The organism is Pseudomonas sp. 5Vm1k, assembly GCF_056161485.1.
The window spans coordinates 166,883-179,644 of record NZ_JBSPCZ010000002.1 but is presented as its reverse complement, the minus strand read 5'-3'; the positions used below and the strand labels follow the sequence as shown (position 1 = coordinate 179,644).

The following is a 12,762-nucleotide window of genomic DNA, read 5'->3' as shown; positions in this document are numbered from 1 at the left end:
AACCGTCATGCATCAGAACTACCTGATCCCGCCCTTCAAGGGCCCCCTCACGACGCTGTCCAGCGTCGCGGGACTGCGGGAAAAATGGACCGGGGCGATGCTTGACCAGACAGGGCGCGCCTATTGCGGCGCCCTGCGTCTGGACTTCAGCGCAGAGTGTGACCAGGCACAAGTATTCGATGCCGTGGCCCAGACCCTGGCGCGACATCCAATCCTCGCGGCCCGGTTCGAGCTGGAACAGGAACACCTGATCGGCCGAGCCCCCACTGAGCAGGCATTGCGTCAGGCGTTGCGTGAGCAATTGGGCCAGGTGCAGGCCACGCTGAGCGATCAGGACTTCCTCGCCTATCGCGCCCGGCACGCCGGCGAACCCGGGCTGCGCATCGCCTCGGCGGTCGACGCGGCTGGCCTGCATGTCTGGATCGGTTTCTGGATCTATACCTGCGATGGCGCGTCGATTGATCTGTTGATCGACGACATCACCCAGTATTACCGGGGCCTGCCCCCGGTTTCCTGCACGGAATGGAACGACTATTGCCAGGGGCTGCACCTGCCGGAGCAGCCCGTGAGCACAGCGCAGCAGCTGGAGATTTACCCGGGAACAGGCCCCTACGGACTTGATGCAGTGCGCAGCAAAAACACAAGCGGCAAGGGGCGCATGCAGAGTCTGAAGTTCACCGCCCCCGTTGCCCGCAGCCGGGTGTTGGACTATGCCAAAACCTTGCGCGTGACGCCGTTTGCTCTGCTGCTGGCCATCTATCAACGGGCAATCAGTGCCGTCAGTGGGGTCGCGACCGTGGTGACGGGAGTGCCCTTCGCCAATCGCCCGGATGCTGCCGCTCAGACTGTGGTGGGGCCGTTGTCCAATACCATCCCGGTCAGTACCCGGCATGAACCCGACGAACCGCTGGCAACAGTGGTCAAGCGGGTGCAGCGGGCGGTGATCAATGCCGCGACGCGGCAGCAAATCGAACCGGCAGCGTTGTATCCCGAAGGCATGTCTACGCGTACCGCCGGCTTCGAACTGCCGTTTCCCCAGTTGTTCAACGCCTGGAACTCACGCAGCGAAGGCAGTCGCATCGACCTGGGTGACAACCAGTGGATGAGCCTGCAGCTATTGCCGAACGATACCTGCCGGGTCGCTTTCGAGATCACTCTGGATGAGCATAACGAGCATATTTCAGGGCGGATCGACATGGACGCCGATGGCTATGGCGAACACGCAGGACAGGTCATCGAGCAGATGATCCGCGACCTGCAAAGCATCCCCGACGCTTGATCGGTAACGCGTGTAAAGCAATCAGGGCGGTGTCACACCGCCCTGATTCAATTGCCGATGTAACTTGCTTGCTCAGAAGTCCACAGTCGCCGACAGCAGATAAGTCCGAGGTGTCGACAGCGTCAACCCCGGTTCGCTGTCATCGGAAGCGCCGGCGGAACTCCAGTAACGCTTGTCCAGCACGTTCTCGACATTGGTGCGCAAACGCCTGGGTCGCATTGGAGCCTACACGCACGAGCTTGGTCGGTACTGGGTGTACCGAACGTTGGTGGGGCAACCTGCAATCTTGCGCGCGCTATCCGCAGCTTTTGGTCGATGAGTCCCAGGACCTGGGCACCTTGCATCAGGCTATCTTGGAATTGCTCATGAAGGCTGGAGTCCATGTCTCGCTCATTGGTGACGTGAACCAAGGCATTTACGGCTTCGCAGGAGCTGACGGTTCGTTTCTGAGCACTTGTTACAACCGTGCTGGGGTGAAGGATTTCAAGCTCACGCGCAATTACCGCTCACTGCCTCCAATCATCAGCATCGCCAATTCGCTCTGTGGCCGCGAGGATGAAGCCGATCGGGAGCCTGAAAACGGAGGGGCATATTTCGTCGGGTACAAGGACTCCGAGCTTCCTAAGCTTTTTGAATCGTTCAAAGCGCAAATTGATGACTTGGGCATGCAATATCAAGATGCGGTGATACTCAGCCGGGGGACTGAACGGGCGGCAGTGCTATCCGGCAAAGCTGCTCCCCCAGGTCAAGGTACGGTCGCTCTTTTCACCGAAGCAGCATTGGTCCGAGACCAGCAAGGCCGCTATCAAGACTGCTTCAAGCTTGTGTGCCGAGCGATGGTGGGTTTGATGGATAAGCCACCGCATGGCCTCAGCACCCACCTTCAGGGTGCCCCGCAGGATGCATGGATGCTTGGGCTTAGACGACTGCTGTGGGGGTTCATCCGCGACGCTGAGGCCGGGCTACCTTCATCTACGCTTCTGGCTAAAACCGAGTGGCATCCCCAATTAGTGACCAATCTCAAAAAACTTCTCTCGACCACCGAAGGGCAATTTGGGTTGAAGGCCGCAGACAGGCTGGGCAACAAGCTGGCTAAAACTGGGTTGTTGGATCTTCCCCTACTGGTGGGGTAGAGGAGAAAGATCGGGGCCCCGGGATTAGAGTGGAAACCATTCACCAGGTGAAGGGCGAGTCTATCGGTGCGGTTCTGTACGTAACCAAAAAGCCGAACGTTGACGCCTTGCTTGCCGGCACCCTTACCGAGGAAGGTCGCATCGGCTATGTCGCTGTGACCAGAGCGCGGAACCTGTTCTGGCTGGCCGTGCCACATACTTGCTTGAAAGCACTTCGCCCGAATCTGATTGCCGCTGGTTTTGAAGAGTTTCCTGCCCGCAAGTAGCCCAGGATCAAGCGGCATTTTTCAGATAGGCAGATGTTCTTCGGAGAGTAAGAGTTTGACTGTAAATAACAGACTCTAGACTCGCAGCGCTTTATACGCGGAGCAAGAGCCATAGCTGGACTTACAGAGACAATCGGCAGTACCGGCGGCAGGGCTGGATGGTGGCGCATTCAACTCAAGCGCGTCATTTTTGCTTCGTAGTTGAGATGTCTTGCAAAATGGTATTCTCCTGCGCAATAAAAAATCCGACTCAAGGGCAGCGTATCGCGATCATTAGCAAGTAGAAATCAGATGTTGACCGTCATTTTTCGAGTGTCTTCCGGTGCCTCATATGGCGCGAGAACTCCTGCCCTCCAGCGGCAACTCGAAAAACAACGAACTCCCATCAGAAGCACTCAAGTGTAGCGGTAACATCCATCGTCACCGCTCGAAGCTAACGCCTCAGTTTGAGCCTAGGGCACTACACACGATCCACTTGGTCACGTCGAAATTATCCGAAGTGAGGGCATCAATTGGCGAACGATCTTTTTGTCGCCAATCGAGTGACATTCTCGCCGGCCAGATTCGCAAACTCATGAGGCGTGACATGCTCCGGAAGATTCGCCGTAAGGTACCGGCTCCACCAGTTCATGATCAATCGACGCTCCTCAATGAACTCTGCCTTGTGAATGTAGGCAGCTCGAACGCTGTTGCGCTCTCTATGACTCATTTGCCTTTCGATGGCCGTCTCAGACCACAGACCTGACTCGATCAGTGCGCTACAGGCCATTGAGCGGAATCCGTGACCACAAATCTCTGTCTTTGTGTCGTATCCAATGGTGCGCAACGCTTTATTCACGGTGTTTTCTGACATTGGCTTCCAGGCCCTAGCATCACCGGCAAACACCAGGTCGAATGTGCCAGTGAGGGTGTGGATCTTTTCAAGCACGGCCACAACTTGCGGCGATAAAGGCACAAGATGAACATCGCCCGCCATTTTCGTCCCCCGCGTTGAATGGCGTACGTCCTCCAGCTCCGGCCGAGTATCCGGGATCTCCCATACGCCACGCTTGAGGTCGAACTCACACCAGCGAGCGAAACGTAATTCACTCGAGCGAACAAACACGTGCAGCGACAGCATGAGCGTTAGCCGGGTCAGCTCTCGGCCCTTGTAGGTATTGATTCGTGCCAGCAATTCAGGCAGGCGTGATAGGGGCAATGCAGGCCGATGGGAGACTCGCGGCGCTTTGATCAAGCCCTGAAGATCGTACGCAGGGTTTATCGGAATAAGACGAAGGCGTTTTGCCTCACGCATAATACTTTGCAGGTATCTTTGTACCCTTAAGGCGACGTCAATCGTTCCTCGTTTTCTGATCGCCTCCAAAGGTTGCATCAGATCATAAGTATCGAGATCAGCAATCGCGCGGGCACCGATAAACGGGAAAACATAGTTATTCAGACGGTTCAACACACTCTTGGAATGGTCGGGTATCCATCTCGCCGACATGTTCTTGTGCCAATCCAACGCAACACTTTCAAAAGTACGGCCGTTGACAGCATCTTCCGTTTTGGCTTTACGCTTGTTCTCAACGGGATCAATGCCGTCTGCGAGCAGCCGCTTCGCATCTAAACGCTTCTGGCGCGCATCGGCAAGGCCAATCACAGGATAGCTGCCGAGGGAGGTCAACCCCTCCCGGCCGTCAGGCTTTACGTACCTGAGACGCCAGCCTTTACGGCCATTGGGTTGGATTAGGAGATAGAGACCGTCGCCGTCGAAAAGCTTGAAGGGACGGTCTGTTGGCTTGGCTAAACGGCAAGCAGCGTCGGTAAGCGGAGCAGTTGTGCGCGACATAAGGGTACTATCCTTAATCGAACCAAAGACTACCCCTAACTTTACCCTCTAAATGACCGGATTCCAGAAGATTGGACAAGAATCCGACGGAATGCTAAAACGAAAAAACCCGCCAGAGGGCAGGTTTTTCAAGGCCTCCAAAGAACTCAAAAGCGCTCTGTGGAATGCAAGATGGTGCCCGAAGCCGGAATCGAACCGGCACGCCCTTACGAGCGGGGGATTTTAAGTCCCGAGCCGAAATCAACCAGGCCAAGGGCTCCGGCATGATTTTTGGTCCGCAATCAATCAAAAACAACACCCATCTGAGCCAATGATTCCGCATGCTTTAAAATGATTGCGGTCCGGAATACTGGTGAAAAAAGACCGCGTCTCGCCAGTCTTCTAAAGGCTGCATCCGGCCGACATTATGCCGATTCCGCATGAGTAAACCACCCTCCCCGGCGTCCTGCCAATCGTCAAACACCCTTGATATAACACGATGCTACGCTGACCTTTTAACCGAGGATTCGCGATGCCAAGTTCAGACCTTCTCCCTTCCCTGCTGTACAAGATCAACGAGAACCAACTGGCCCTTGAGGCCGCCATCCTGGAGCTGACCAACTGGGTCGAAGCGCGCGGTTCAGCCGACGTCGCCGACAACGTCCGCGGAGCGCTGGAGGCCATCGACAAGAACGAGGAGTTCATCAAGCTGACGTTGGCGGTGTTGATGTCGCCGGAGTGACTGCTATCGGCCCAGAGTGTGTAAAAACGCATGCGCCGTTTTGAAGTCTGCGTTGCTACGTAAAATCTGCCAGCGCTTGGCTAGTCGCAAGACCTGAAATTTGCGTAGGAACGCGATTTTTTCGTTCTGGTTTTGACCGTCAAACCTGCTCTAAAACGTTCCTACACAACCTCGGCCAATAGCGGACGTTGACTCAGGCTCGCTTTGCGCAAATGGCGGCCCCTTGCCACCAACTGCTATCGATGATGATTCAACAGGAGCATTCCTATCATTTACGCTTCACGGTCTTTTCGTAATTCAACCCATAGCAACATGCCGGCACCTACCATGATGGCAACATCGGCGATATTGAAAACGCCAGTGTGCACAGACCCCAAGTTGAGCACCATGTAGTCGACCACGTGCCCCTCACGAAACACTCGATCAATCAGGTTGGAAGCGCCACCCAAAGCGAGGAGGTAGACCGCCGCCGACCTCCCCGGAGAGCTTATCCAGCGTGTCAGGGACCACCAAGTGGCCCAGCACACTACGGCTGCCACGCCTACTATAAAAATCAGTTGTTTTACACTTGGTGCCAGCTCTGCGCCCAAGCTCAGGAATGCGCCAGCGTTCAAGCTCAACGCAATATCCAGCCAAGCGAAACTACCACCTAATTTGAAACTGTCCGATTGCAGCGACATTAACGCCTGCACCTTGACCCACTGATCTAAAGCGATAAATCCCAAGCCAATCAGCACCGCAAAAAACCGACTTCTCATCATGAGTTCCATCATCATTCCTTTCATTTATCTATACCGAGCACTTAGGGATGGCTTACCTTTGGCAGCGGCGAGAAGATATCGCGGCCTCGACGTAGGGTCTACTGATAGCAGACTCAAAAGCAGACGTAGCATTACGTCCGCAAATGGCCGATTACAGCCCTTCGCGACAGGCAGCAATCGGCCAAAAGCAGCCGTTCCTGATCAATCGTTCTGGCCCAAAGCTGACGGTGTCGACATGCAGAAATCGGCCAGCAGCGGGCAATTGGTCTTCGAGTTATTTACCGTTCTGGTATTCGTCTTTAGCTGGACTCATACAAGCGGAAGGTGACTTCCTGTAACTATGTAGTAAATGTCTGCGCCGACCTTGGAAATCTCCGCGAGATAATCCGCCCTTGGTATGCGCAAGCCGCTTTCATACTTGTATTGAGCATCAGTCCGAACTCCGCCGGCGGAGCCAAATTTCTGCTGAGTCATTCTGAGTCGAATCCGTTCTTCACGGAGTCGCTCACCGATTGTCATACCGTCCTCACCAACGTCTTTTTGGTCGAGTTGACTCACACTGCCGCCCTCGCTCAGCATCCATTTGATGTGGGGATATTACAACGACCAAGCGGCTATAGAGATCACTGTATCGATTGCCTCATTCGCGATCACTTTCGAAGAGGGATTCGACCCCCTTCCTACGTCCGCTCGACCTGCAAGCTCGCGAAATCGCACTGCTTTTGGCCAAGAGCGGACGGTCAAATCAAGCAGCTTTAGGCTGTGAGCGTAAACGTCCAGCCGGGCTCTCTGCGAGCTTGACCCATCCCTCTTACAGATGATATGTCGGTATCCGGGATTGCCATCGATAGGATCTGCTCTATGACCTACCTATCCTCATTGCTGCTCGATATCCCCGGCGTGGATCATGGTTTCGAGACTTCTGGAAATTTAACGCTGCCGGAAGGAACACGTTACTGTGCTCAGGCTCACGGTACACACATCATCGATGCTGACGTGGAAGGGCGAGATGAACGTCCTGTCGCCGATGCACTGTTCTCGAGAGGAGTCCGGGATGCGGTAGCAGTCATCACAGCCGATTGCTTGCCGGTTCTGGTTGCGTCGGTTGATCAACCATTTGTAGCGGCAATCCATGCCAGATGGCAGGGTTTGAAAGCAGGCATTCTCGGTAATTCGATAGGCCGGTTAGAGAAAGAAGGTGCTTCTCTTGCTGGATTGCGAATAGTGATAGGCTCATCCATCGGCCCCTGTTGTTATGAGGTGAACAGGAAGTTTGTCGAGGGTATTGAACATTCCGACAGCCATCTTTGGCAAAACGATTCTCCGCCGTGGACGCTCCATAGAGTGCCACCCGCAAGTGCGCCTTGGGTCGAACCTAAGGTCACACATAATGAAGCTTGGTTCGATCTACGAAAATATGCGCTGCACCACTTGGTGGCGAGTGGTGTGAGTATTGAACAGATTCAAGTGCTTGAATGTTGTACTTATTGCCACAGCGCTGATCTGGGCAGCTATCGGCGGCGGAGCCATCAAGCCGAGCCAAAATCCTTCCAGTATTCCTGGATAAGACGTTATCGGGATCCGGTTTGCTGAATGGCGATTTCAGCCGATCGCGACAGGCAGAAATCGGCCAAAAGCTGCCATTGTACGACTGCATATTCGTTACGCAATACGGATCGCATCGGTCATGATATCGAGTGCTTCAACGGCCGATTGCCTGGGTCCGGAATGCGTAAATCCATGATCGCAATTGGCGAAATCCAAATGACGCACGTCTACCCCGGCGGCCGCAAGACGCATTGCATAATATTGCCCGCCCGACCTAACCAAGTCGTTCTGAGCTGTCAGAATAAGCGTTGGCGAAAGACCATTAAAGCTATCGGCTAATACCGGGGATGCCAGCGGTAGCACGCGGTCCGCCAGCTTTGGCAAGTACAGGCTTTGAAAAAAGTTCATCATTGAAGGCGTTAGCACTGATGCATTCCCGACCGGTACCAGGGGCTCATTGGTGTCCCACGAAAAATCCAGTCCTGGATAAATCAACACTTGTAGGCGAGGTGCAAGATCCTTGCGATCTTTCAACTGTTGAGTCACGGCCGCGACAATGGTACCTCCAGCGCTAAACCCACTGAGTGTGGGGGTGTCTGCAAGAAGCCTATACTCGTGCGATGAAGTCATCATTCGCTCAATGACATCGCAGGCTTGCATGATTGCAATTGGAAAAGGCGCCTCAGGTGCTAACGCATAGTGCACATTAATCACCGCGCGGCAGGCTTTGACAGCAATATGTCGACAGATCAAATCGTCCTGCCGAGCAAAGCCGACCACGAAACCACCACCATGGAAATTGAAATGCGCCGGCAGTGCGTCCTCCACTCCCTGCGGTCGATACTCAGTAATAGTCACCGTGCCGTGGTGGGTTTCTATCCGCTTCCTTACCACATGAGCGGATAGTTTCCTGATGCCTAGTGTGCCGCCTACGCCTACGAAAAAAGGAGCAGCGCAACGCAGTAATAGCACCCTCGCCCATCCGATCACCGTGATGTGTTCGACACCCTCACGTGCAACAACGGTATTACCCTTTATTAGTAACAATACCGTTCCTGACAATGTGATGGTCGCTGCACACATCCATGCCAAAAGCTCAGAGGTCACTGCCCGCGCTCCGTTGTGAGTTCAATATTCAGGAACATCGACGCGCCCCTCTGCTACGGCGACCATTTCTGGTGATAGTGGTTTTTCTCTGAGCAGCAAAGCCAATACCAACGCAAGCACCATTAAAATCATCGCGCCTTGGAATACGCTGTGAAAAGCCGCCAACATCGCTTCGGCAGTTACCGCGTGGGCCATGCGGGGGGCGAGCACGGCACCAAATATGGCCGCGCCAGTGGCTCCACCAAGGGTTTTGAAGAAGTTCAGAGCGCCAGTTGCGACACCCAGATCGTCGTAGGCAACCGCGTTCTGCCCTGCCACAACCACAACTTGTATAAAGAACCCAAGGCCGATGCCCAGTACCGCGAGGAAAAGCACGATGAGCCATAGCGCCGTGCCCACATGCAATCGCTCCAGCAGGTAAAGCCCAAGCCCCGCAAGCAGTGCGCCCAGGATGGGGAAAATTTTGTAACGACCGGTTCGAGAAATGATCGTACCGGTCAACATGGTTGCACCGATCAGACCTGATAAAAGGGCAATGATGCTGCTGCCGGCGCCCAGAGCCGACAGTCCGAACACGTTTTGCAGCATGAGCGGGACGAAGAGCAATCCAACAAAAAGTGTTGCCGTAGACAGGAAGAACAAAGCCGATGAAACCGAAAAAATGTCATTGGCAAACAGTCTAAGCGGCGTGATTGGCTCCGCAGCGAAGCGCTGTACCTGCACGTACGCCGATAGGGCGATCACACTTATAGCCGTCAGCCCCAGTGCTTGCCATGAGCCCCATCCAAACGCGTGTCCTCCTTGCACCATCAGCAGTAGAAATGAACCCGTGAAGAGGGTCGCGAGGAGTGCACCACCTACATCCAACTGGTGTGCTATTGAACGAGCAGGCAAGTGCAAGCGAACGGCGATCAAATAGAAGGCTAGCCCTCCGATCGGGACGTTGATCAGAAAAATCCAGGGCCAGCTCCATTGATCCACCATGAACCCACCCAACAGCGGGCCGACGATAATCGCCAATGCAGGGACTATCCCGAGAATGGCCTGATAGCGCCCTCGGTCCCGTGCCGAAACCAGGTCGCCGACGATCGCCATGACCAGGGAGCTGAGCCCTCCTGCGCCGATGCCTTGGAAAGCACGAAAAACGATCAACCAAAGCATTGTTGGGGCAAGCGCGCACAGCACCGAACCCAAAACAAATAATGCGATAGCCACCTGGAGCACTTTTTTACGGCCCTTCATGTCACCCAGCTTGCCTAAAATCAGCGTGCTTATTGCGCTCGTGAGCAAGAAAGCTGTGGCGACCCATGATGCGTGGATACTGTCGTGCAGATCCTCACCCATGCGGGCGAGCGCGGTGGCAATAATGGTTTGGTCGAGTGTCGAAATAAACAAGACCAGCATCAGCGGCCATAGCATCGCTGAAAGCGCTACTGCCTTCTCAGGCTGTGCAGCGTCGGAAAATGGGAAGTTGTTATTTAGCATTGGCGTATTCTCTGATGTAGGTCATTCAGACTTGTGCCATGCCGCCATCGATGGCCAGAACACTTCCCGTCATGTAGGACGAATCGGAGCAAGCGAGGAACAACGCTGCGCGGGCAATTTCCTCTGCCGCCCCCCAGCGTTTCAACGGCACGGCGGCGCAGACATAGGCGTCCACGTCAGGCTGCTCATAGGCCAATTGCGTCAGCGGGGTCTTGACTGCACCCGGGCTCAGCACGTTAAACCGCACTTGCCGGAGAGCCATTGCCTCATCGTTGGCGAATGTACGAGCCAGGCTTCGCACAGCAGCTTTGGACGCCGCATACAAAGGGTCACCCCAGCGCCCTAGGTCTGCAGCCGCTGAACCTGTCAGGATCACCGACGCCTCTACCGCCAGTAACGGCAATGCACGCTGGACGGTGAAAAAAGCACCTTTGAAATTGAGGCCTATCATGGTGTCGAATGCTGATTCGTCTACTTCCCTCAACGGTGGACTGTGTGAAGTCCCAGCATTGACCAACAGAACGTCGATGCGGCCGTAACGCGCGGATACAACGCTCATCACGCGGTCAATATCCTCCAGTTTGCTGATATCGGCCGCCACCGCCGATGCTTGTAACCCTATGAGCTTGACGGCCTCGCTCAGCTTTTTGGCGTCGCGCCCAACGATAACCACTTGAGCACCGTGCTCATGCATCAGCTGCGCCGAAGCCAAGCCAATTCCGCTGGAGCCACCCGTTATCAGAGCGACCTTGCCCGATAATTTAAGAACTATTTCAGCCATAAAATCATCCCACGCAGTATTTTGTCATCAAGTGATGACTTAGATACTCCGCGATGGATTTGTGTATGTCAACAGTTGATGACAAGATGTCGCCACGACAGCAGTTAACGGTCCTCGCCTCAATCATGCTTACTCCAAAAGCCGCTTCTCCCTCACGTAATGCGTTGCAAACCCGACAACGCATTTTCGACGCCGCACGGCGATGCTTTTCATCCAAGAGCTACGAAAACGTTGGCATACGCGAGATTGCGAGAGAGTCTGGGGTAGACGCTGCGCTGGTGAGTCGCTATTTCGGCAGCAAGGAACAATTGTTCGAACACGTCATTCAAAATGCATTCAATGTCGACGAGCACCTGCCTGCAAACCTGGAGGACATTGGTGCTTTCCTCGTAGGGCAGGTGTTAAATGACAAATCTGAGGCTGACAATAATGGCTTCAACCCGCTGCGCATGCTGTTACTGGCGGCAGCTAGCCCAGAGACTTCGTCGGTCGTATCAAGCCGCTTTAAACAAGAGTTCGTGCAGCCGCTAGCGCTCCGAATAGGCGGTAGAAATGCTAGTGCTCGCGCTGCGTTGATAGCGTCCTACGTAATCGGAATCGCCACTATGCGGCATTTACTTGATTCACCCGATCTCAATCTGTCTTTACAGGACGAGCCTGTAAGCTTGGTCGTCGCTGCGATCCAGTCTTGTGTTACCCAACCAGGCTGAAAATTCGGTGGCAACCTCTTTGCAAGACAGATCTACCGAGTGCATAAGCCTAAAACTCTTCAAACGAGCCAAAGACGAACGGCGGCTAAAGGGCGGAAACCACCACTTGCGATTGGCCGCTTTTGGCCGATTGCCTATCGCCGCCATCAGCAGCAATGTGTAGTTCTCCGACGAATATCGTTACGAAGCATGATCGTCAAATCCAATGCAATCGGTGGTCAGATGCAACGTAAATGAATGGTCAGATCGAATGCAAACGAGTGGACAAGTCTGCGCAACACCCCTACACCGGTCAGCAGTTAGCCGACCGAAAGGGCAGCCGCCTGCGCGACCTATCTTCGCGACCTGTGGCGATGATCCGCATTGATGCGATTTGGCTCGCCACCGACCCCATGGATATGCGCGCAGACACCGAAACCGCGCTGGCGCGGGTCTACCCACGCAATGTGTGTTGGCGGCCGGAGGCTATGTGGAACTCATCTCCAGCAGGTCGCAACGAATGGGGCGGCCCCTCTATTCTTATCGTTTTTTGCACCGAATCCATCGATGTCACCCTCGTCGCGAATACTTCGAGGTTTGGCCATGGTGCAAGATCAAGTCCGATGCGACGCGCCCAACTCAGCATTACGAATAGATAAGCGTCCGGCGCTGTAAAAGTCTCACCCATCAGGAAGCAACGGCCTTCTAGGCAGCGGTCAACATAGGCGAGGCGCGGTGATACGTGAACTTGGGTCACAGCTTGCCCCTCGACCGTCTTCGACAGAAAGTTGGCGGCTACGCCGCCGTGACGCTCAGGCGTGATGAAATTCTTGTGCAGCTCGGTTGCGATAAAACTGAGCCATTCCATTTCATGGTAACGCCGGACATCGTCTGGTGGCGCAAGCAATGTTTTTGCGGGGGCAAGGTCAGCAATATAGGTGAGAATGACTAGGCATTCCGTCAGCATGTCACCGTCCTCTAGGCGCAGGGCTGGGACGTAAGATTTCGGATTGATCAGGTTGTAATCGCCGTCAGTCCACGTTTTGGCTGCCAGATCGACCCGTTCGGCTCGAAACGGCACGCCAGCCTCATGAAGCAGGATATGCGGCGCCATGGAACTCGCGCCAGCAGCATAGAATAAGGTCAACATCGTAGATCGCT

At 54.6% G+C, this 12,762-nt stretch carries 13 protein-coding genes; 6 read left to right on the top strand and 7 right to left on the bottom strand.

Features of this window, described 5'->3' with window-relative positions:
- Window positions 1-7 precede the first annotated feature (7 nt).
- The gene (locus ACWIKB_RS04615) at window positions 8-1,279 is read left to right on the top strand and encodes a condensation domain-containing protein (RefSeq protein WP_475265533.1); all 1,272 of its coding nucleotides are present in this window, start codon (window positions 8-10) and stop codon (window positions 1,277-1,279) included.
- A gap of 72 nt (window positions 1,280-1,351) precedes the next feature.
- Here the strand turns inward: ACWIKB_RS04615 and ACWIKB_RS04610 are convergent, their stop codons facing one another.
- On the bottom strand, window positions 1,352-1,498 hold the full coding sequence (locus tag ACWIKB_RS04610) for a hypothetical protein (protein ID WP_346609129.1): 147 nt from the start codon (window positions 1,496-1,498) through the stop codon (window positions 1,352-1,354).
- On the opposite strand from ACWIKB_RS04610, the gene ACWIKB_RS04605 reads away from it, so the two are divergent.
- Together ACWIKB_RS04605 and ACWIKB_RS04600 are read left to right on the top strand one after the other, a co-directional pair.
- Complete coding sequence (locus ACWIKB_RS04605; protein ID WP_475265532.1) at window positions 1,498-2,412, top strand: UvrD-helicase domain-containing protein; 915 nt, start codon at window positions 1,498-1,500, stop codon at window positions 2,410-2,412. The genes ACWIKB_RS04610 and ACWIKB_RS04605 overlap by 1 nt on opposite strands.
- A gap of 23 nt (window positions 2,413-2,435) precedes the next feature.
- A complete protein-coding gene (locus tag ACWIKB_RS04600) occupies window positions 2,436-2,678 on the top strand; it encodes a hypothetical protein (protein WP_475265861.1) in 243 nt (80 codons plus the stop codon).
- Window positions 2,679-3,186: 508 nt separating this feature from the next.
- Here the strand turns inward: ACWIKB_RS04600 and ACWIKB_RS04595 are convergent.
- Window positions 3,187-4,509 carry a tyrosine-type recombinase/integrase gene (locus tag ACWIKB_RS04595; RefSeq protein WP_475265531.1) on the bottom strand — a complete coding sequence of 441 codons (1,323 nt, stop codon included), beginning with the start codon at window positions 4,507-4,509 and terminating at the stop codon, window positions 3,187-3,189.
- A 511-nt stretch (window positions 4,510-5,020) separates the two neighbouring features.
- On the opposite strand from ACWIKB_RS04595, the gene ACWIKB_RS04590 reads away from it, so the two are divergent.
- Entirely contained in the window at window positions 5,021-5,230 is a 210-nt protein-coding gene (locus ACWIKB_RS04590; RefSeq protein WP_475265530.1) for a hypothetical protein, read from the top strand.
- 272 nt (window positions 5,231-5,502) lie between these two features.
- On the opposite strand, the gene ACWIKB_RS04585 is transcribed toward ACWIKB_RS04590, so the two are convergent.
- A complete protein-coding gene (locus ACWIKB_RS04585; protein ID WP_475265529.1) occupies window positions 5,503-6,015 on the bottom strand; it encodes a signal peptidase II in 513 nt (170 codons plus the stop codon).
- Window positions 6,016-6,852: 837 nt separating this feature from the next.
- Between ACWIKB_RS04585 and ACWIKB_RS04580 the strand changes: the two genes are divergently transcribed.
- Entirely contained in the window at window positions 6,853-7,584 is a 732-nt protein-coding gene (locus ACWIKB_RS04580; protein WP_475265528.1) for a purine nucleoside phosphorylase YfiH/LACC1 family protein, read from the top strand.
- 69 nt (window positions 7,585-7,653) lie between these two features.
- On the opposite strand, the gene ACWIKB_RS04575 is transcribed toward ACWIKB_RS04580, so the two are convergent.
- Genes ACWIKB_RS04575 through ACWIKB_RS04565 form a run of 3 tightly spaced genes read right to left on the bottom strand, consistent with a single transcriptional unit; the run spans window position 7,654 to window position 10,912 of the window.
- A complete protein-coding gene (locus tag ACWIKB_RS04575) occupies window positions 7,654-8,646 on the bottom strand; it encodes an alpha/beta hydrolase (protein WP_475265527.1) in 993 nt (330 codons plus the stop codon).
- A 21-nt stretch (window positions 8,647-8,667) separates the two neighbouring features.
- A complete protein-coding gene (locus tag ACWIKB_RS04570; RefSeq protein ID WP_475265526.1) occupies window positions 8,668-10,131 on the bottom strand; it encodes an MDR family MFS transporter in 1,464 nt (487 codons plus the stop codon).
- Between the two features lie 25 nt (window positions 10,132-10,156).
- The gene (locus ACWIKB_RS04565) at window positions 10,157-10,912 is read right to left on the bottom strand and encodes an SDR family NAD(P)-dependent oxidoreductase (RefSeq protein WP_475265525.1); all 756 of its coding nucleotides are present in this window, start codon (window positions 10,910-10,912) and stop codon (window positions 10,157-10,159) included.
- A 65-nt stretch (window positions 10,913-10,977) separates the two neighbouring features.
- Here ACWIKB_RS04565 and ACWIKB_RS04560 point away from each other — a divergent pair, with 65 nt between their 5' ends.
- Window positions 10,978-11,622: a TetR/AcrR family transcriptional regulator gene (locus tag ACWIKB_RS04560; protein WP_475265524.1), complete on the top strand. Its 645-nt coding sequence runs from the start codon at window positions 10,978-10,980 to the stop codon at window positions 11,620-11,622.
- Window positions 11,623-12,055: 433 nt separating this feature from the next.
- On the opposite strand, the gene ACWIKB_RS04555 is transcribed toward ACWIKB_RS04560, so the two are convergent.
- Window positions 12,056-12,751, bottom strand: a complete 696-nt coding sequence (locus tag ACWIKB_RS04555) for a glutathione S-transferase N-terminal domain-containing protein (protein WP_475265523.1) — start codon at window positions 12,749-12,751, stop codon at window positions 12,056-12,058.
- Between the last annotated feature and the right edge of the window lie 11 nt (window positions 12,752-12,762).

Coding starts and splice junctions, on each gene's coding strand:
- ACWIKB_RS04610 (WP_346609129.1), bottom strand. CDS start 1,498: ATGCGACCCAGGCGTTTGCGCACCAATGTCGAGAACGTGCTGGACAAG.
- ACWIKB_RS04615 (WP_475265533.1), top strand. CDS start 8: ATGCATCAGAACTACCTGATCCCGCCCTTCAAGGGCCCCCTCACGACG.
- ACWIKB_RS04555 (WP_475265523.1), bottom strand. CDS start 12,751: ATGTTGACCTTATTCTATGCTGCTGGCGCGAGTTCCATGGCGCCGCAT.
- ACWIKB_RS04560 (WP_475265524.1), top strand. CDS start 10,978: ATGTCAACAGTTGATGACAAGATGTCGCCACGACAGCAGTTAACGGTC.
- ACWIKB_RS04595 (WP_475265531.1), bottom strand. CDS start 4,509: ATGTCGCGCACAACTGCTCCGCTTACCGACGCTGCTTGCCGTTTAGCC.
- ACWIKB_RS04570 (WP_475265526.1), bottom strand. CDS start 10,131: ATGCTAAATAACAACTTCCCATTTTCCGACGCTGCACAGCCTGAGAAG.
- ACWIKB_RS04590 (WP_475265530.1), top strand. CDS start 5,021: ATGCCAAGTTCAGACCTTCTCCCTTCCCTGCTGTACAAGATCAACGAG.
- ACWIKB_RS04580 (WP_475265528.1), top strand. CDS start 6,853: ATGACCTACCTATCCTCATTGCTGCTCGATATCCCCGGCGTGGATCAT.
- ACWIKB_RS04565 (WP_475265525.1), bottom strand. CDS start 10,912: ATGGCTGAAATAGTTCTTAAATTATCGGGCAAGGTCGCTCTGATAACG.
- ACWIKB_RS04585 (WP_475265529.1), bottom strand. CDS start 6,015: ATGAAAGGAATGATGATGGAACTCATGATGAGAAGTCGGTTTTTTGCG.